Origin of the sequence: Nocardiopsis baichengensis YIM 90130, assembly GCF_000341205.1 — a bacterium.
GTDB classification, from domain to species: Bacteria; Actinomycetota; Actinomycetes; order Streptosporangiales; family Streptosporangiaceae; genus Nocardiopsis_A; species Nocardiopsis_A halophila.
Genome location: NZ_ANAS01000046.1, coordinates 1 through 16,746 on the forward strand (window position 1 = coordinate 1; position 16,746 = coordinate 16,746).

At 76.0% G+C, this 16,746-nt stretch carries 22 protein-coding genes; 16 read left to right on the top strand and 6 right to left on the bottom strand.

Going from position 1 to position 16,746, the window contains the following annotated elements; translation table 11 throughout:
• On the bottom strand, positions 1 to 226 hold a 226-nt coding region (locus C892_RS29745; RefSeq protein WP_040685633.1), incomplete at its 3' end, for a hypothetical protein.
• A gap of 287 nt (positions 227 to 513) precedes the next feature.
• On the opposite strand from C892_RS29745, the gene C892_RS0127560 reads away from it, so the two are divergent.
• The 3 genes from C892_RS0127560 (at position 514) to C892_RS0127570 (ending at position 2,599) form a co-directional block, all read left to right on the top strand.
• Positions 514 to 855, top strand: coding sequence for a hypothetical protein (locus C892_RS0127560; protein WP_017559844.1), 342 nt, complete (start codon positions 514 to 516; stop codon positions 853 to 855).
• Between the two features lie 14 nt (positions 856 to 869).
• Positions 870 to 1,637, top strand: coding sequence for a hypothetical protein (locus C892_RS31960; RefSeq protein ID WP_017559845.1), 768 nt, complete (start codon positions 870 to 872; stop codon positions 1,635 to 1,637).
• A gap of 86 nt (positions 1,638 to 1,723) precedes the next feature.
• On the top strand, positions 1,724 to 2,599 hold the full coding sequence (locus C892_RS0127570) for a Pycsar system effector family protein (protein WP_017559846.1): 876 nt from the start codon (positions 1,724 to 1,726) through the stop codon (positions 2,597 to 2,599).
• Positions 2,600 to 2,644: 45 nt separating this feature from the next.
• On the opposite strand, the gene C892_RS0127575 is transcribed toward C892_RS0127570, so the two are convergent.
• Positions 2,645 to 2,911 carry a hypothetical protein gene (locus C892_RS0127575; RefSeq protein WP_017559847.1) on the bottom strand — a complete coding sequence of 89 codons (267 nt, stop codon included), beginning with the start codon at positions 2,909 to 2,911 and terminating at the stop codon, positions 2,645 to 2,647.
• Positions 2,912 to 3,358: 447 nt separating this feature from the next.
• Between C892_RS0127575 and C892_RS30195 the strand changes: the two genes are divergently transcribed.
• Complete coding sequence (locus C892_RS30195) at positions 3,359 to 4,348, top strand: 3'-5' exonuclease (protein ID WP_017559848.1); 990 nt, start codon at positions 3,359 to 3,361, stop codon at positions 4,346 to 4,348.
• Complete coding sequence (locus C892_RS0127585; protein ID WP_017559849.1) at positions 4,329 to 4,964, top strand: hypothetical protein; 636 nt, start codon at positions 4,329 to 4,331, stop codon at positions 4,962 to 4,964. Before C892_RS30195 ends, C892_RS0127585 begins: the two co-directional genes overlap by 20 nt.
• Here the strand turns inward: C892_RS0127585 and C892_RS0127590 are convergent.
• Positions 4,904 to 5,446, bottom strand: a complete 543-nt coding sequence (locus C892_RS0127590) for a winged helix-turn-helix domain-containing protein (RefSeq protein WP_017559850.1) — start codon at positions 5,444 to 5,446, stop codon at positions 4,904 to 4,906. The genes C892_RS0127585 and C892_RS0127590 overlap by 61 nt on opposite strands.
• A gap of 226 nt (positions 5,447 to 5,672) precedes the next feature.
• On the opposite strand from C892_RS0127590, the gene C892_RS0127595 reads away from it, so the two are divergent.
• Positions 5,673 to 5,888: a hypothetical protein gene (locus tag C892_RS0127595; RefSeq protein WP_017559851.1), complete on the top strand. Its 216-nt coding sequence runs from the start codon at positions 5,673 to 5,675 to the stop codon at positions 5,886 to 5,888.
• Between the two features lie 45 nt (positions 5,889 to 5,933).
• Here the strand turns inward: C892_RS0127595 and C892_RS0127600 are convergent, their stop codons facing one another.
• Positions 5,934 to 6,800, bottom strand: coding sequence for a hypothetical protein (locus C892_RS0127600; RefSeq protein WP_152513488.1), 867 nt, complete (start codon positions 6,798 to 6,800; stop codon positions 5,934 to 5,936).
• Between the two features lie 211 nt (positions 6,801 to 7,011).
• On the opposite strand from C892_RS0127600, the gene C892_RS29760 reads away from it, so the two are divergent.
• Positions 7,012 to 7,449, top strand: a complete 438-nt coding sequence (locus tag C892_RS29760) for a ribbon-helix-helix protein, CopG family (RefSeq protein WP_017559853.1) — start codon at positions 7,012 to 7,014, stop codon at positions 7,447 to 7,449.
• 84 nt (positions 7,450 to 7,533) lie between these two features.
• On the opposite strand, the gene C892_RS31085 is transcribed toward C892_RS29760, so the two are convergent.
• A complete protein-coding gene (locus tag C892_RS31085) occupies positions 7,534 to 8,139 on the bottom strand; it encodes a hypothetical protein (protein ID WP_152513489.1) in 606 nt (201 codons plus the stop codon).
• Positions 8,140 to 8,284: 145 nt separating this feature from the next.
• Between C892_RS31085 and C892_RS0127620 the strand changes: the two genes are divergently transcribed.
• The 9 genes from C892_RS0127620 (at position 8,285) to C892_RS0127660 (ending at position 15,706) form a co-directional block, all read left to right on the top strand.
• Positions 8,285 to 8,869: a hypothetical protein gene (locus C892_RS0127620; RefSeq protein ID WP_017559856.1), complete on the top strand. Its 585-nt coding sequence runs from the start codon at positions 8,285 to 8,287 to the stop codon at positions 8,867 to 8,869.
• 226 nt (positions 8,870 to 9,095) lie between these two features.
• Positions 9,096 to 9,893 (top strand): hypothetical protein, encoded by a 798-nt coding sequence (locus C892_RS0127625; protein WP_017559857.1) that lies wholly within the window; start codon positions 9,096 to 9,098, stop codon positions 9,891 to 9,893.
• A 190-nt stretch (positions 9,894 to 10,083) separates the two neighbouring features.
• Positions 10,084 to 10,335 (top strand): hypothetical protein, encoded by a 252-nt coding sequence (locus tag C892_RS0127630; RefSeq protein ID WP_152513490.1) that lies wholly within the window; start codon positions 10,084 to 10,086, stop codon positions 10,333 to 10,335.
• A gap of 377 nt (positions 10,336 to 10,712) precedes the next feature.
• Complete coding sequence (locus tag C892_RS0127635; RefSeq protein WP_017559859.1) at positions 10,713 to 12,656, top strand: bifunctional DNA primase/polymerase; 1,944 nt, start codon at positions 10,713 to 10,715, stop codon at positions 12,654 to 12,656.
• A 50-nt stretch (positions 12,657 to 12,706) separates the two neighbouring features.
• Positions 12,707 to 12,922 (top strand): hypothetical protein, encoded by a 216-nt coding sequence (locus tag C892_RS0127640; RefSeq protein WP_017559860.1) that lies wholly within the window; start codon positions 12,707 to 12,709, stop codon positions 12,920 to 12,922.
• A 305-nt stretch (positions 12,923 to 13,227) separates the two neighbouring features.
• Entirely contained in the window at positions 13,228 to 14,448 is a 1,221-nt protein-coding gene (locus C892_RS30200) for a coiled-coil domain-containing protein (protein ID WP_017559861.1), read from the top strand.
• Positions 14,445 to 15,038, top strand: a complete 594-nt coding sequence (locus tag C892_RS31665) for an HNH endonuclease family protein (RefSeq protein WP_017559862.1) — start codon at positions 14,445 to 14,447, stop codon at positions 15,036 to 15,038. Before C892_RS30200 ends, C892_RS31665 begins: the two co-directional genes overlap by 4 nt.
• Before the next feature lie 219 nt (positions 15,039 to 15,257).
• Positions 15,258 to 15,443 (top strand): hypothetical protein, encoded by a 186-nt coding sequence (locus tag C892_RS0127655; protein WP_017559863.1) that lies wholly within the window; start codon positions 15,258 to 15,260, stop codon positions 15,441 to 15,443.
• Entirely contained in the window at positions 15,440 to 15,706 is a 267-nt protein-coding gene (locus C892_RS0127660; protein WP_017559864.1) for a type II toxin-antitoxin system RelE family toxin, read from the top strand. The genes C892_RS0127655 and C892_RS0127660 overlap by 4 nt, the downstream gene beginning before the upstream one ends.
• A 56-nt stretch (positions 15,707 to 15,762) precedes the next feature.
• Here the strand turns inward: C892_RS0127660 and C892_RS30205 are convergent, their stop codons facing one another.
• Positions 15,763 to 16,503 (bottom strand): nuclease-related domain-containing protein, encoded by a 741-nt coding sequence (locus C892_RS30205; RefSeq protein WP_017559865.1) that lies wholly within the window; start codon positions 16,501 to 16,503, stop codon positions 15,763 to 15,765.
• Positions 16,504 to 16,746 lie beyond the last annotated feature (243 nt).

Genomic DNA, 16,746 nt, shown 5'->3' on the forward strand with positions numbered 1-16,746 from the left:
CGATCCGGTTGGTGGTGCCGCCGGTGCGGGACTCCTCTCCACGGGCACCGCGGCGCGGGACGAAGAAGAGCACCAGCGTGATCACCGCGCACACCCCGGCGGTGATCCCCATGACGTCGTTCAGGTCGCCCAGCCCGCTGACGGCGGGCACGAAGTGGTGGGCGGCCCAGAGAAGGCCCAGGACCGCCGTGGCAGTGGCCGCTGTCCAGAAGAGCATGCGGAGCATGCCCCGATTCTGCCCGCACCGCCCCGTATGGGCAGCCGGGTCTGTCAGACCGACTCGCCCCGCCCGCGTGTCCGGGAAGCGACGAGCCCGACATGGTCGCGCCGGCCACCGTCCCACTGAGCAACGAGCAGATCCCCGGCCTGGGGCTGCGCCTGGGCGACGTCCGCACGTGCGCGGGCGGCCGCATGAGCACTTCACCCCGTGACCGGATCCGGTCGAACCGCTTGCAGTGTCAAGGTTTCCTTGACAGTCTGATTGTCAAGGAAACCTTGACGAATGGAGGGCGCATGTTCCGCCGCCGCACCCCCGCACCGACCCCGGTCCCGCTGACCGAGGCGGACATGGACACCGTCGAGCAGGTCGCCCGCGACGCGGCGCGCGGCTGCTCGCTGACCGTGCGACGCGTGCGGGGGCAGGTCCTGCTGCGCAGCCTGAACGCCCGGGAGGCCTTGGCGCCGCTGGGCGCCTTGGGCTACGCCGCCGAGTTCGTCGACTTCGACAGCGTGGCGGTCACCGGGTGGGTGCCCTCGCCCGGCACCGCGACCGTGCAGGAGATCGACGCCCGCATCGCCGCCCTGGAGGAACTGCGCTCCGAGGCCCCGGCCGCCAACCGCCTGACCAGCGCCTGAAAGGAGGGCTCCCGATGGGATGGGTGCACGCCACCGGATACGAACCCGCCTACGACCACGAGGGTTATGCCGCGGCCGTCCTGGACGACGGCACCGACACCGGAACATGGTCAGCCGAGACCACCGGCCTGCGCGGCGAACGCGTCACCGGTTGGCGCGCGGCCTGCTCGTGCGGCTGGCGCGGTGAGGATCTCCACCGCGCCGAGGACTACCCCGGCGCCACGGGGGCCGCGCCTGTCCGGGTCGAGGGGGTGGAGCCCGGCGCCGCGCCGCCGCTGCACGGCCGCTCCTGCTACGCGGCCTGGGACGCCCACCTGCGCCGGGTGCTGCCCGAGCTGGCGGTGCACGACGCGCTGGCCGACGAGAAGGCGGGGCGCGGCCCGGTCGACCGGGCGGTGCGCGCCGCCCGCGCCGCCGGGGCGTCCTGGACCGCGATCGGCCGGGCCGCCGGCACCACCCGCCAGGCCGCCCACGAGCGCTGGCACCTCCTGGACGACGACGCCCGGCCGCCAGAGGTGGACCCGGACGTGCTGCTCGCCAAGGCCGGCGCCATCACCGTCGCCATGGAGGAGCTGGGCCAGAGAGATGAAGGGGAGGGCGGGTTCTACACCGTGGCCCGCGCCGTCGACTTCCAGGATCGCGAGGTCGCCGTCGGCTACGGCCACACCGTGGCCGAGGCGCTGGCCGACCTGTCCCCCGACAACGTCGTTGAGACGCTGCGGGTCCGCAGCGCCGGGACCCAGGCCGCCATCGGCGAGCTCACCGACCCCGACAAGCACTAGCACCGACAGGAGCAGGGCCGCCCAACCCGCAAAGTCCGGCGGCCCCGCCCACTCCCCTGAGCGCGAACCCAAAGGAGAAGAACAGCATGTCAGAGACCACGCAGGCCTACGCCGACGACCCGCGTCCCGGGTGGCGCGTGCGCCTGTCCTGGCCCGGCGGCACGAGCCACGAGGACGCGATCCGAGGCGAGGACCGCCAGGACGCCCTGGAGCGGGCCCGGTGGAACTGGCCGAACGCCGAGGTCGAGATCCTCGGCCCCGACGAGGAGCCCGAGCAGGCGCCCGCCAGCCCCTCCCCTGGTGGCCGTCTGGCCGTGGCCGAGGAGCTGGGCACGACGTGGCGCTGCACGGCGTGCGCCACCTACGTGGCCGACGACCAGGACGAGTGCACCGTCTGTGAACGCGGCCGCGACGGCCGCGACCGCCACGGCCGGGACGGCGGGGAGAACGAGACGCCGGCCCCGACCGACGACGAGGACGCGGCGGAGAAGGAGCGGCGCACCGTCGAACTGGCCGCGGCCGCCGCCGAGCGGGCCGAGGCCGACCTGGAGCGCAGCGGCACCCGCACCTCCGGCCTGCTCCAGCTCGCGAGCGGCCTGCTGGCCATCATCGCCGCCGCGGCCGGGCTCAGCGCCGGGGACGGCGGCGGTTTCCCCGCCGCCGCCGAGGTCGCCATCAGCCTGGCCGCCGTGCTGCTGGCCGCGGTGATCGCCGTGCTGGGCTCATCCTGGTGGCCCCGCCACACCGGCACCGGCGGGACCCCCGTCTACGCTCAGCACACCCCCACGAGCCTGGCGGCCGAACTGGCCGAGGCCGATCCCAAGGAGTGGTACGCCGAGCACGCCTGCGTGGCCGGCGCGATCACCTACCGCCGCCACCGCCTGCAGCGCTGGGCCGTCGCCCTGCTGGTCGGGGTCGGCGCCCTGCTCGTCGTCGCGACCGTGGCCGCCCTGCTGGCCTGAACCGCCTGGGCAGGGGGCCGCCCTCCCGCGGGCGGCCCCCTGGGATCACGAAGAGCCCTTGTTGCGGGTGAGCAGCAGCTCGATCACCTCCTTGCGGTGCGTCGACTCGCTCGGCCACACGATGAACGCCAGGCAGACGAACGCGCCCAGGACCAGCCCGACGGTGACGAGGACGACCAGGGCGGTGGTGGACAGCTCGGACAGGGCGGTACCTCCGTATCGGTAGGCGACGGTGGCAAGGCCGGACACGAGGAACAGGACACGGGCGGCGCGCAGCAAGACGGGAGGGCGGGTCGGTCGGGAAGCGGGCATGCGGCTCCTTCCGGCAACGCGAAGGGGCCGGCCGCAATGGCCGGCCCCTTCGCACGGGCGCGTTCGTTCTGTCTCGACGGCGGTGGGGGTGGGGGGTGGGCGCCTCCTCGGGTACAGCAAAGGCCCTGAGGGCGGACTCAGGGCCTGGGGCGGATCAGGTCAGCAGGCATAGTTCTGACCTGGGAAAACATTGTGTGATTAGTCGTGGGCAAAAGTATGCCCGGAGATGGTGCGTCGAGTGTATCCAGCTATCTGCGCTGTTCGCGATAGGTTCCGTCGCGAATCAGATAACAATAAGCGAGATCGTAAGTTCAGCTTCTGTTCACTTTCGCGGTGAACGGCGCCTGTCCCTCCGACCGCGGGACCGCTGCTGCGTTTCGCACCCGCGATCCCCCTTGCGGTGGTAGTCGTGTGGGCACTGGCCCAGCTCACCTGAGGGAGCACGCCGTGCCCGACGAACCCGCCGCGCAGCGCCCGGTCGGGGCGGCCCGCACCGCCACCGCCCTGACCCGGCGCACCGGCTGGCCGGTGCGCACCCGCGACATCGCCCGCCTGGCCGAGGCCGGCCACCTGGCTGTAGTCGGCCGCTGGGAGGGCCGAGCGCTCTACGACCGCGCCGCCGCGGCGGCCGTTCCCGAGCAGGTGCTGGCCGACCTGGCCGCCCACCGGCGCCTCAACAGCCCGCCGGGACTCGCGATCGCCGCCTTCGCCGACCACCTCGCCGAGGCCTACGGCCTGCGGGTGGCCGCCTGCTACCGGCCCTCCTCGGGGCGGTGGCTGCTCGACTGGCCGCCCCGCCCCGACGGGCACCCCGACCCGGCCCGGCTGCGCGCCGAACTGGCCGCCCACCCCGCCGGCGCCTTCCGCCGCCTGGTGGACCTGGCCCCGCCCGCCCACCGGGCCGTGGCCGCCGCCCGCCGCGCCCTGGCCCCCGGCGCCGCCGTGGTCCTGGACACCGAGACCACCGGCCTGGGGCCGGGGGCGGCGATCGTGGAAGCCGCCGTGGTCGACGCCGCCACCGGCCAGGTCCTTCTCGACACCCTGGTGCACCCCGACGGGGTTCCGGTCGAGGCGGGGGCGCGCGCCAAGCACGGCATCGCCGACGCCGAGCTGGCCGCCGCCCCGGCCTGGCCGCAGGTGTGGCCGCGCCTGGCCACCGCCGTCGCCGGGCGGGCCGTGATCGCCTACAGCGCCGACTTCGACCGGCGCATGGTCATCGAGGCCTGCCGCCGCTACGGCATCCCCCGGCCCCGCTGGGCCTGGGCGTGCGCGATGGACTGGCGCGGCGCGGCCGCGCACACCACCCGGCCCGGCCCCCTCGGCGGAGCCCACCGCGCCCGCGGCGACGCCCAGGCCGCCCTGGACGTCGTGCGGACCGTGGCCGCCACCGCCTATGCGCCCGGGGACAATGGGGCGCATGACCGTGCCGCCCGCTGAGTTGTTCTTCGGCGCCGCGACCGAGCTGTCCCGGGCCAAGTGGAGCCTCATCCGCGCGGCGGGGCTGACCGAGACCGCCGCCGGCGACATGTTCGACGAGCCCGGCCAGTACTACGGCCACGCCCTGACCGAGCGCATCCGTACCCTGTTCGCGCGCCTGGAGGCCGCCGAGGAAGCCGTGGCCTTGTGGGAGCCCCTGCGCCCCGTCGGCCGGGACCTGCCGCCGCTGCCCGAGCTGGGGCCCCGCCCGATCAGCTCCGACGAGCAGCAGCGGCGCAGGCGGGAGTACGTGCGCCGCCAGGCCGGGAAGCGGCTGGCCGAGACCGAGGCCGACCTGCGCCGGGCCGCCCGGCGTCTGCGCGCGGTGGCGGCCGCGGGGCTGCGCGACGAGCCGATGCCGCGCCAGGCGCGGCTGGAGGTCGCCGCGTTGGCGGCCGGGGCCGAGCAGCTCGCCGACACCGCCGGCTACGGCCGCCTGGCCCTGTCCTGGTGCGTCCCGGCGACCCGCGGGGCGGTGTGGGCCGAGCGGGCGGCCCGGTGGCGGGCGGGCCGGGCCTACTGGTCCTGGCAGCGCGCCTCGCGCCGGGCCGAAGCAGCGTCGGCGGCGCGCACGTAGCGGCCGCGGCCCTGGGCCGCCTCCACGAGGCCGGCGGTCTCCAGGCGGGCCAGGGCCTGCCGGGCGGTGCCCCGGGAGACGCCGTGTTCGGCGGCCAGGGCGTGCTCGGAGGGCAGCCGGTCGCCGGGCGCCAGGTCGCCGCCGGCGACCTGCCCGGCCAGATCCCGGGCGATCCGCGCTGCAGCCGACTCCCCTGGGAACGGCGCAGGCGACCCGGGTCCGCTCACCGTGCGGCCGCGCCCCGGGGCAACGGCCACCAGGCCCTCCCGCTCGAGCACGGCCAGGGCACGGCGCACCGTGGTGCGCGCGACGCCGAACTCGGCGCCCAGGTCCGCCTCGGAGGGCACCTCGGCGCCGGGCGCCAGCTCACCGGAGGCGATCCGCGCGCGGAGCCGGTCGGCGATCTGCTGGTAGGTGCCCCACGCCGCCCGCACCGCCACCGCCCCCGCTCCGTCGTGCTCCTGCCCGGTCAAGGGGCCCATGCTAGCGCTCGGCGCCCGCCGGGTTCCGGGGCCGCGACGGGGCACGCGGGGCCTGCGTGCGCCCCGGGGTGCTGCTGACCCCCGAAGGGCTACCGCACACCCCACGGCCCCGCCCAGGACGCTGCGCGCCGCTGCGCGGTGGCGCTTCGCGCCATCCCGGACGGGGCCGTGGGGCGCGCGGTCGTGCTGCGCATATCAGCAGCACACACAGCGCACGGAGGCACCGATGCAGCTCCTTCCCTCCCCCGGCACCCTCACCGACACCCGCACCGGCGACGTCCGCGTCCTGCGCCCGGTCCTCCTCGAGGACGACGCCGACCTGCTGCGGCTCACCGGCGACACCGCGGCCGCCGAGGCCGAGGGCCGCTGCACCACGTGCTTCCACCCGCTGGACGGGCACACCCCGGCCGGGGACGGCCAGCTGGTCCTGACCTGCCCCTGACCCCCGCCGGGGGGCGGGGCCGCGGCGGGCCCCGCCCCCTCCCGGCTAGGGCCGGTCGCCGTCGGCGGCGATGCGCTCCAGCAGCTCGGCCAGCCGGTCGGCCCGCCCCGGCGCCACCGCCGGAACCCGGCCGCGCGGCCGGTCCGGGTCGAGTTCGCCGCGCCAGGTGCTCACCAACCCCGAGGCCTGGCACACCCGCCCCCACCCCGGGCCCACCCCGGCCTTGGCCAGCCGGGTGGCCAGCACCTGCAGGTGGCCGGCCTGCTCCTCGTCCCAGACCACCACCGGACGGGAGGACAGCCCCCGCAGGGCCTGCGCCGCCTCCTGCACCGCGACGGCGCCCTCGGGCACGTGCGGGTTGCGCGCCCCGGCCAGGCGCACCGCCACCCGGGCGCGCACGGGCCCGGCCGCCTCCACCAGCACGGCCACCGCCGCCGGAAGGCGCGCGCCCGGCTCCCGGGGCGGGCGTACACGGTCCAGCCACAGCGCCGCCGCCCCGTCGGCCGCCAGGCCGCGCGCCCACTCCACGGCCTCGGGGCGCCGCTCGGCCAGCAGGGCCTGGCGCTCGCGCAGCCGGGCGATGCGCAGGCAGGTGCGGCACAGCGGCACCTGCTCGGCCCGGTCGGGGTGCGGGGCCAGGTCCCGGTCGCAGCGCGCACCGCAGTCCGAGCAGGTGCGCACCCGCGACGAGCGGGCCGCGGCCGCCCGCAGCTGGGCCGCGGTGGCCGCCGTCGGCTCGGTGTCCTCCAGGCGGTACAGCTCCACATCGATGCGCCGGTCGCGCCAGTCCCGCGACTCGACCCAGGCGGACGGCCGCCCGGCCGGGCGGCGCGGGTGCTCCAGGCCCTCCAGCGCCCGCTTCGTGTAGAGGTCGCCGGGGACCTGGCCCCAGTGCTCATAGGTGGTCTCCATGGCGGGCACGCTAGCGGCTCACGGTACCGGCCGCAACCGGCGTATAGCGCGCTGAGCACTGTTTTTTATGTTTGCAAACACGAACGAGCCGGAGTCGCGCGCCGGGGGCGAGGGCGACTGCCCCCCTTTTTTCCGGGCCCGTTTATTGACGCCACGCATCCCGGGGCCTTAGATTAAACGGGCCCGGAAAACATGGCTCACGGAGGCGATCATGCCGACCATCACCTACCGCTTCGAGGCCCGGCAGGGCCCGGACGACTCCTGGCAGCAGGCGGCCCCCGACGAGGTCGCCACCGAGAAGGAGGACTGCAGCGCCGACCAGTTCGCCGGCGCGCGGCTGCTCGCATGGACCGACCACATGCACCGCACCGGCGAGCACCTGCTCGGCGGGCTGCGGGTCCGCGCCTGGCACGGCACCGACACGGCCCGTGACGAGGACGGGACCGCCCAGACCCACATCACCGAGCGGAACCTCCCCCGCCGCGGCCGGGGCCGCCCCGCCGTGGGGCCCGAGGTCAAGGTCCGCATGCCCCAAGAGGAGATCGACCGCCTGGACGCCGCGGCCGAACGCCGCTCCACCACCCGGGCCGACCTCGTCCGCCAGGTCCTCGGCGAATGGCTGCAGAACGAGCGCCAGCTCTCCGCCTAGGGCGGGTTCTTCCCTGCGCAGGCCGCACGCGACGGACGGGCCCGGCCACAGGATTGATGTTTGCAAACATCATCGGCGCCAGGCCTAGCCGTCGGCGCCGGGCAGGCGCTCCAGCGCCGCCCGGTACACGTCCCCCGGGGTGAGCACCTTCGCGGCGAGCCGGTCGTACTCGGCCCAGGCCTCACGGTCGGCCCGCCGCGAGGTCAGCCGCGGGTGGGCGTCGCGCCACTCGAGCAGCGCCCGGATCGGCTCGGCCGACACCGACCAGCACCCGGCCACCGTCCGCCGAACCAGCTCCGCCGACACCCGGGCGTAGACCGTTCCCGGGTACCCGGCCCCCAGCCGCCCCGTCCCGGTCCCCGGCCACCGCGAGACCGGCAGCTGCTCCGGATCCGGGGAGACCAGCTGTCCGGCCAGCCACCCGCGCCCGGCCAGCTCCGTGCTCAGCACGTCGGCCACCAGCTCGTTCGCGGTCGGCCGCACCGTTCCCGAGGCCCGCAGCTGCGCGGCGTACCGGCGCCGGGCCCGCCGCCGCTCGCGCACCTGGGACGGGGCGATCCCCGGCTCCCCCGGGTCGGGCAGCTCCTCCAGCATCGACGCCAGCCGGTCCCGCTCGGCGCGCCAGGTCCGCTGTACCAGCTCGGCCACGCCCCGGGCGGTGCGCACCCGCACCACCGCCGTCTCCCCCATCAGCCCTCCCACTCACCCGGTGGTTTCATGTTTGCAAACATAGATTAGCGCGCCCCCGGCGGCGGCGCCCTCCACCGGCGCGGCATCGTCCACAACTTCGCAGGCCAGGAGGCGGATGTCGCCCTGAGCTGGCAGGCTCGAGGGCATGGACAGCCCGCCCTTGACGGCTTATGCCGACGAGTCCTTCCACGAGGCCCCCGTCGGCGGGTTCTACGTCGTGGCGGCCGCGGTCCTCGACCCCGGCGGCCTGGAGGCGGCGCGCGAGGCGATGCTGGCCGTGCGGGGCGGTCGCCGCGTCCGCAAGACCCACTGGACCGAGATGGACGCCCGCCAGCGCAAGGCCGCCGCCGGCGAGGTCGCCGACCTCGGCGGGCTGCACCTGGTCACCGTCGGCACCCCGGTCGGCCGCGCCCGCCAGGAGCGCGCCCGCGCCAAGTGCCTGAACATCCTGGTCGGCGAACTGCACGGCTACGGCGTGCGGCGGCTGTGCTGCGAGTCCCGCGGCGCGGCGCTGGACGAGCGCGACGTGAAGACCGTCATCGCCGCCCGCCGCACCCTTCCCGAGAACGGCCGCCTGGTGGTCGAACACCTCGACGGAGGAGAAGAACCGCTGCTGTGGGCGGCCGACGTGGTGGCCGGCGCCGTGCGCGCCCGCCGCCAGGGCCAGGCCGAGTACCACCGCATCCTCGAGCACGTCGTCTACGAGATCGCCGTGGACACCGGATGCTGAAAGGCCCCCGCAAATGCGCCGAGCCAGGCTCCCGGTCTGCCCCAGGCGGCCTGGCTCCACTTCCGTGCCCCCGCGGGGCCCGGCTAGGGCTCCAGCTTAGCCCCGGCGCCCACCGGGTGCAATGGAGTGCCCACCGCCCCGGCCGGGCGCAAAGGCCCTGGTCGCAACCCCGCCCCGTGCTCGCACGTCACACAGGAAACAACCGCGAAGGTCCGGGAGGCCACCCATGGCAAAGCCCCGCAGTACCGAGGAACTGGCCCGGCGCCTGCACGCCGCCGTCCGCGCCCTGGAACCCGACCTGTCACTGCCCGAGCCCGCAGAGGGCGACCCGCAGCCCACCGCCGAGCTTCTGGGGGTCCTGGCCGCCGTCACCGACGACATCATCCGCGCCCAGGACCACGAGCACCGCCCCCGCACCGTCGCGGCCTACAACAGCGTCCTGGGCAACAACGACGATGAGACCGACATGGCCCTGATGTACCAGCGCTTCGCCGAGCGCATCCGCTTCACCGGCCTGGCCATGACCCCCGTGGGCGGACAGGGGGTCGTGACCCTGGCCAACGGGTGCCTGGTCGCCGCCTACGAGGGCGCCCTGCTCGGAGCCGAGGCCGGCGAGCACTTCGCCGACCTGGACCGGGACAAGCCGCTGCCCATCGAGGTCCGGGAGAAGATGAACGAGCGCCTGATCCGCGCCCAGCAGTACATGGAGACCGCCCGCCAGGGCGTGGCCATGCTGGCCGGCTACCCCGACGGCGCGCCCGGCGAGGACCAGGGCCAGGTCCTGGAGTCCGCCGACGAGCGCATCACCCGCATCACCGACATGGGCGCCAGCGTCATCGTCGACTACGCCTTCCCCACCCCCGACGGGCCCGTGCGCAGCCGCGGCCAGGCCTTCCTCAACGACATCCCCGAACTGGTCGGGCTCACCGCCGAAGAGCGCGCCGAGACGATCGTGGAGATGATCGAGGCCGACGTCGACCGCGTGCAGGCCCAGATCCTCCAGCCTCCCCAGCAGGACGACTGAGCCGCCGCCGGGCGGCGGGTCGCAGCAAGGGGCCGACACGCCCACGGCCTGCCGCCTCCCGCCCGCAAAACGCCCATTCCCGCAGGTAATAGGGCAGGTAAAGGGCGGCTCGAAAAAAAGCCTGGCAGAATCCGGCCACGCGTCCGCGTTTTGGTTACAAACACGAAGCGGGTGTGGAATGATCGTCCCCGTGAACACAGACACCTCTGACGACTCCACGCCCACGCGGCGCAATCGCCGCGGTGGCAACAGGAGCGCGGAGACCTTCGTCATGTTCGCCACCAAGGTCCCGCCGGAAGTGAAAGCGCACTTCAAGGCGGCCGCACAGCGGCACAACGTGTCGCTGTCCTTCTACCTGGAGATGTTGGCGGAAGTCGATCCGCTGGCGAACGGTCCACTACCCGAAGAGGGAGAGGGAGCCGAGCTGAAGAAACCGGCCTAGACATGCGTAGGGCCCGGCACACGCCGGGCCATATCTACCGCTAACCCCCGCCACGGCTACCACCCCAACGGCGGAGGAACTACCCCAAACAACTTCATCCGCGGAACCAGGTTGCCGCCAGGCTCCGCCCAGAGGTCCCCGGTTGCCGCCGGGTCCCTCACCTGCCGAAACCTGCCTTGCCGGGCAGGGCCTTCGGCGCGCCGACCTGTTTTGCATTCAAACCGACGGGAGTCATCATAACTGATGGCCGGTCGGCTAGCCGAGCACGTTCCAAAACAGGCGCAGTCACAGCACGTCGCGGTGCTGCTGACCTGCGGCTAGCCAGCCCCCCCGAGACCGCGACCACAACCGCAGACGAGGACGGACCGGATCCCCACGTGTGGGATGAGCTGGTCCGCTGGGCCGCTCCGCGCGGCCGGGTGCGTCTGGACACCGGGCGGCGCCACGCCTACCCCCGCGGCGACGAGGCCGTGGTCGGCGCCGAGCCGCCGCAGGTCCCGTTCGCCGTTTACCTCGGCGACGCCGGGCGGATGCGCACCGTCGTGTTCGACTTGGACGCCCACGAGGGCACCGCCGAGGCGCGCGGCCGGGTGTGGGCCGACGCCGACACCCTGCTGGGCCTGCTCGACGAGGCCGGGCTGGAGTACTACGTCTGCCGGTCCGGGCCCGCCGGCGGTGTGCACGTGTGGGTCCCGGTCTCCGGCGAGGACGGCCTGGACGAGGCCGCGGCCGCCTCCATCGGGCGCGCCGCCCGGCGGCTGCTGGCCACGCTGGATACCGCTCCCCTGCACGCCGACGGGCTGGTGCGCCCGCCGGGGGCGCCGCACCGCGACGGCAGCCGCGCCGAGCTGATCCACCCGACCGACCCGGCCGACGCCCTGTCGATCGCCGACACCGAGGCCAATGACGCCGCCGCGTTCGCGAGGCTGGCCGCCCTGCTCTGCGCCGACGACGAGCGCCAGGAGGACGGCGCCGACGGCGGCCCCGGCCGGGCGGTGGACGAGGCGGAGCTACGGCTGCGCGGCCGCCGCCTGCCGATGCCCGACATGGTGCGGCACCTGCTCGACACCCCGCCGGCCGACGGCGACGCCTCGGCGCACCTGGCGCGGATCCTGCCCAGGCTGGCCCTGGCCCGCTGGGGCCTGACCGACGTCGAGGACCTGGTCGAGGCCGAGGCGGGGGCGCCGGGGCTGGAGCACCTGCGCACCCGCCGGGCCGGTGGGGGGCGCCGTCGGCGCAGCGGGCCGGACGCGGCCCGGGTGCTGGAGCGCCAGTGGCGCAAGGCCGTGGGGTACGCGGCGCAGCTGCCCTCCAGGGAGTCGGTGGCGGCCGTCGGCGCCGGGGATCCGGAGCTGGCGGCCCTGGCCGAGGCGGTGCTGGAGCGGGTGTTGGACGGTTCGTGGTGGTCGCGGCAGGCCGGGCCGGCGGACCGGCGGGTGCTGCAGTGCGTGCTGCGCCAGGTGCTGCGCTCCGGCCACCGGGAGGTCGCGCTGGACGTGCGCCGTGCGGCCCTGGAGACGGGCCTGGGCCGTAGCACCGTGGCGCGCGCGCTGTACCGCCTGGCCTCTGACGGCCGCCTGGAGCTGCTCTCCCGGGGCGAGGGCCGCGAGGCCTCCACCTGGCGCCTGGCCGATCCGGCCGAGTGGCCCGACACCCGCACCGACCAGCACGAACACCAGGGTGGGACACAAGGGACCCCGCCCCCCACGGGCACCCCCCGTAACCCCTCAGGGGACCCCGGGGACAGCGCCCCCGAGGCCGCCGAGCCCCGCGCCGTCCGCTCCCGCTCCGACCTGCTGGCCGAGGTCACCGCCCGCCTGGACCGCGCCGCCCACGACGTGTGGGCCCGCACCCCGGCCGGGGGTCCGCAGGGCCTGGGCCGCCACGCCCAGACCACCCACGAGGCCCTGGTGCAGCTCGAGGCCCGCGGCCTGTACACCGTAGATACACCCCGGGAGGAGCTGGTGACGGCGTTGAGCGCGGCGACCGGGTACACCCCCGCCACCACCGCCCGACACCTGGACCTGCTCGAGCGCCACGGCCTGACCACCACCGCGAGCGCCCCGCGCGCCGTGACCGGGCCCGACGCCCTCGACGCGGCCGCCGAGCGCCTGGGCACCGACGGCACCGGCGCCGAGCGCGCCGCCCGCTACGCCGCCGAACAGGACGCATGGCGCGCCTGGCTCGACGAACTCGACCGCCTCCGGGCGCCGGCGGCCCTGACCCGACGCGCGCCGAGCGGCGCCTACCCCCGCGACGAGCGCGGCCGCCCCGACCACACCGCCGCCCGCGCACGCTCCGCCCAGGCCCGAGCCGCCTGACTTCGCCGAACCCCCAGCACAGCCGCTCCTCGAGCTGTAGCGTTCCGGGCATGAGCGACCCCGAGCTGTTCGACCCCTGGCCGATGGACCTCATCTCCGAGATGGGCGACTGCCCCGCCCGCTCCTTCGGACACCCGCCCGTGCCGCAGTGGGGCGCGTGCTGCGTGCTGGCGACCGGCCACCACGGCGCCCACGTCGCCAGCGACGGCGTACGCGTCGTCGCCGTCTGGCGCGACACCCCGGACAACGCGCGCCCCACGCGCTAGACTGGACCACGCACCGCACAGACCACCGGGCCGCACGGCCCACCCAGGAGGACACCAGGCCCCACCCGCGGAACGCCGCCCCAACGGAGCGCGTACCGCCACCGACGGCCACCACGCCGCGCACCCGCACAGGCCCCCCGGGCACCACAAGCCCGGCGCGAGGCCCGGCCCCCGCAGGGGCCGCCACGCGGAGCGCGGCTTCTTCTTTGCGCGACTTTTCGACTTTCCGGAAACACTAAGTCTGAAAGTAGTAGACTGTGTGCGTCGGCGGGGACGGGCCCGTCGGGAACGGAAAGGCGGCAACCATGACCGACGCGTCCCAGGACGGTGAGGCGCCCTACGGCCACTGGCCCCAGTCCTGCGAGGAGTGCGGCGGCCCCATCGCCCGCAAGGGCCCGCCCGAGGGCCGCACCGGCCGCCCGCCGGCCTACTGCTCGGACGCCTGCACGGCCGCGGCGAAGAACAGGAGGCAGCGCGACCGCAACGCCCCCGGCGTCGTCGGCGTGGTGGTGCGCACCGAGGAGCTGGCCGAGCGGCTCGACCAGCAGGCCCAGACCCTGCGCGCGCAGCTGGCCGAGCTGGCCTCCCCCGCCGGCATCGAGGCCGCCCTGGCCGAGGAGCGCGCCCGGATGCAGTCCGACCTGGCCCAGGCGGCCGCCGCCGCCCAGCAGGCCCAGGGCGCCCAGGCCAGTGCCGAGGCCGACGCCGCGGCCGCGCGCGCCGAGACCGCCGAGGCCGAACAGGCCCGCGCCGCAGCCGAGGCCGAGCGCGACGCCGCCTTGGCCGACCGCGAAGCGGCCCAGGCCCAGGCCGACCAGGCCCGCGAGGCGGCCGGGCAGGCCGCCGACGAGCGCGACCACGCCGTCGCCGCCGCCGAGGAGGCCCGCAGCCGGGCCCGCCAGGCCGAGGCGCGTGCCGAGACCGAGCAGGCCCGCCGCACCGAGGCCGAGGACGCCCGGGGCCGGGCCGAGCAGGCCGCCGCCGAGGCTCAGGCTGAGGCGGCCGCGGCCCGCGCCGCCCAGCAGTCCGCCGAGGCCGAGCGCGACCGCGCCACCGCCGAGCGCCAGGAGGCCGTCGAGGCCCGGCGCACCGCCGAGCACGAGCGCGACCAGGCCGCCGCCGACGCCGAGACCGCCCGGTCCGAGGCCGAGGCGGCCCGCCGCTCCGCCCAGGAGGCCGCCGCGGCGCGGGACGCCGCCGCCGGCGAGCGCGACGCCGAGCACACCGCCCGCACCCAGGCCGAGGACGCCCTGGCCCAGGTGCGCGCCGAGGCCGAGGCGCTGCGCCATGACCTGGCCGCCGCCCGCACCACCGCCGAGGCCGAGCAGCGCCGCGCCGCCACCGCCGAGGCGGCCCGCGACCGGGAGGCGGCCCGCGCCGACCGCGCCGAGGACCGCATCGAGGGGGCGCTGGCCCGCGCGGACCGGGCCGAGGAGCGCGCCCAGGCCGCCCAGGACCGCGCGGACGCGGCCGCCGCGCGCGCCGAGGCGGCCGAGGAGCGCCTGCGCCCAGGCGGCGACCAGTGACCCCCGACGGTGGTGAGGGGCAGCTCGACCTGTTCGGCGCACCGCCCGCCCCCGGGGCCGGCGCCCGCCGGGCGGACCTCGGCCGCCGGGGCGCCGTCCCCGCCGAGCTCTGGCGCGCCTGGCTGGACGACCCGGCCCTGCTGCGCCGCTTCCGCTCCCTGGTGTGCTGGCGCGGCCCCGACCGGTGCGCCTACTGGCTCGGCAGCATCGGCTCGACCGGCCACGGTCGCCTACGGGTGGGCTCCCACACCGACGGCACCCGCCACGTCGTCGGGGCACATGTGGCCGGCTTCCAGATCGCGCACGGCGTCATCGAGGGCGACCCGGATGCGGTGGTCGCCCATGCGTGCGACGAGCCGAGCTGTGTAGCGCCCGGCCACCTGCGCCTGGTCGACCGGCTCGACAACATCGCCGAGTACACCGCGCGGCGCGGGTCCGGTCCGCTGGCCGACACCCGCGGCGCCCGCGGCCGGGCCGTGGCCATCCGCGACGCGATCCTGGACGTCCGCGCGGCCGGCGGCGACGTCGAGGCCGCGATCGCCGCCGCGGCCGCCGCCGGACTCCCCCCGACTGGCGACGCCCTGTTCTGAACCGCAGCGGGGCGTCCGTGCAGGCCAGCACCCCCTCGGATCGGGTCGCGTTTTTGAAACCGCCCCCGACCTGCGCGGACGCCCCGGGCGGCGCGCCGTAGCCGGTGGCTTGAAGTTTGCAAACATAGTCGCGGGGGCGTCCGCCGGCGGAGGCCCGTGTCCGGCCCCGGGGCGCGGCGGGGGCGGCCGGGCTAGACTCGGAGCCCTGGAGGTGACGCGATGAGCCCGGAGATGAGTCCCGAGGAGCACGCCGCCGTCGACGCTGCCGTGCGGCGCCACACCGACGAGCGCGAGGCCGGCCGGGACGTCCCCGGGTACCGCATCACCGCCGCCGACCCCGACGAGCGCCGCGCCCAGTGGGACGAGCTGCTCGCACTGCTCGACGGAGGCACCCAGGCCGCGTGAGTCGCCGCGAGATCAACCTGACCCCCCAGTTCCTGCGCCAGCTGGCCCCGCTCGGCCCCCGCCTGCGCGAACGCGTCCGCGGCTACGTCGAGGACCTGGCCGCCGCCGAGGACCCGGCCACGGTCGCCGAGCCCTACCTCTCCCCCGCCGGCGAGCCCGTGGAGCACGTGTGGCTGATGCGCCGCCCCGACGCCCTGGTGGTCTGCGCCGTCTACGACGCGCTGCTGGTGGTGGACGCCCTGCACGTCACCCCCGACACCTGACGCGAACGCGAAGGGGTCCCCGGCCGTCCCGGCCGGGGCCCCCTTCGCACGCCGGGCTACTGGTAGGGGTGGAACAGCTTCTCGGCGGCGGCCGCGACCTCCTTGCCGCCGATCGTGCCCCGGCCGCCCCGGGACCGCAGCCACGACCGCACGTCCCGCGCCGACATGACCTTCACGCCCTTGATCTCGATGTTGTGCCAGGGCGGGAGCTTGGCGCGGTGCACCGCCAGCACGCTCTCCACCTTCACCGGGCGGCCCAGCTCACGCTGCAGGGTCTGGCCGATCTGCTCTGACTCGTACAGCGTGCTCTTGACCAGCTGAAACCCGCTGGTCTTGCCGATACGCAAGTAGCGCTTCCGCCGGTCATAGCGCACCGCGCCGTTGCGCACTTTGGAGTCGACGTTCACCACGGTGCCGTCGGGCGCGACCAGGAGGTGGTCGACGTTGGCCCGGGACCCCGGGCCGAGCCGCCGGTCGTGCAGCACCGTCCATCCGCGCCGCGCGAGCGGGTCGAGGCGGCGGCCCGTGCGCTTCTCTCCGACCGCGCCCATACGCCAGGTGGCAGCCGCCGAGCGGCGCCAGCGCCAGACGGCGGCCGCAGTGGCGGCCGCCGCGGCCAGGACGAGGGCCAGGGCGGCGCCCTGGAGGACGGCGCCGAGGGCGGCGCCGGCGGCCGCGGCGAGCGCGGCGGAGGCGAGGGTGCGCGGCCGCTCCGCGGCCGCGATGCTCCGCGCTTTGGCTGAGGCCGATGCTCCGGCGCGGTGCGCTTTCCGGGGTGTGCGGGGGGTGGCGGTCACGCGTTTCTCCCAGGGGCCGGGGGGCGGTTTTCCTTTCATCCCACGATAAGTGGTGGCGGCCAGCCGAATGGCTGGCCGCCGAAACCGTGGTGACCGTCTCCGGCCACGCGCCAGGATGGTCTTCTGGTCGCCGCCGAAACCGCCGGTCAAGCCGGGCGGAGAACCCCACCGCCATTCCCCGTGGGTAGCAGTCCCCAATTCCCCGGCGAAAGCCGGGGAATTGCTCGGCGCCGGGGGCGCCTC

What these genes read in the sequence shown, in the direction of transcription:
- C892_RS0127560 (WP_017559844.1), top strand. Translation starts at nt 514, where the DNA reads ATGTTCCGCCGCCGCACCCCCGCACCGACCCCGGTCCCGCTGACCGAG.
- C892_RS31960 (WP_017559845.1), top strand. Translation starts at nt 870, where the DNA reads ATGGGATGGGTGCACGCCACCGGATACGAACCCGCCTACGACCACGAG.
- C892_RS0127570 (WP_017559846.1), top strand. Translation starts at nt 1,724, where the DNA reads ATGTCAGAGACCACGCAGGCCTACGCCGACGACCCGCGTCCCGGGTGG.
- C892_RS0127575 (WP_017559847.1), bottom strand. Translation starts at nt 2,911, where the DNA reads ATGCCCGCTTCCCGACCGACCCGCCCTCCCGTCTTGCTGCGCGCCGCC.
- C892_RS0127585 (WP_017559849.1), top strand. Translation starts at nt 4,329, where the DNA reads ATGACCGTGCCGCCCGCTGAGTTGTTCTTCGGCGCCGCGACCGAGCTG.
- C892_RS0127590 (WP_017559850.1), bottom strand. Translation starts at nt 5,446, where the DNA reads ATGGGCCCCTTGACCGGGCAGGAGCACGACGGAGCGGGGGCGGTGGCG.
- C892_RS0127595 (WP_017559851.1), top strand. Translation starts at nt 5,673, where the DNA reads ATGCAGCTCCTTCCCTCCCCCGGCACCCTCACCGACACCCGCACCGGC.
- C892_RS0127600 (WP_152513488.1), bottom strand. Translation starts at nt 6,800, where the DNA reads ATGGAGACCACCTATGAGCACTGGGGCCAGGTCCCCGGCGACCTCTAC.
- C892_RS29760 (WP_017559853.1), top strand. Translation starts at nt 7,012, where the DNA reads ATGCCGACCATCACCTACCGCTTCGAGGCCCGGCAGGGCCCGGACGAC.
- C892_RS31085 (WP_152513489.1), bottom strand. Translation starts at nt 8,139, where the DNA reads ATGGGGGAGACGGCGGTGGTGCGGGTGCGCACCGCCCGGGGCGTGGCC.
- C892_RS0127620 (WP_017559856.1), top strand. Translation starts at nt 8,285, where the DNA reads ATGGACAGCCCGCCCTTGACGGCTTATGCCGACGAGTCCTTCCACGAG.
- C892_RS0127625 (WP_017559857.1), top strand. Translation starts at nt 9,096, where the DNA reads ATGGCAAAGCCCCGCAGTACCGAGGAACTGGCCCGGCGCCTGCACGCC.
- C892_RS0127640 (WP_017559860.1), top strand. Translation starts at nt 12,707, where the DNA reads ATGAGCGACCCCGAGCTGTTCGACCCCTGGCCGATGGACCTCATCTCC.
- C892_RS30200 (WP_017559861.1), top strand. Translation starts at nt 13,228, where the DNA reads ATGACCGACGCGTCCCAGGACGGTGAGGCGCCCTACGGCCACTGGCCC.
- C892_RS0127655 (WP_017559863.1), top strand. Translation starts at nt 15,258, where the DNA reads ATGAGCCCGGAGATGAGTCCCGAGGAGCACGCCGCCGTCGACGCTGCC.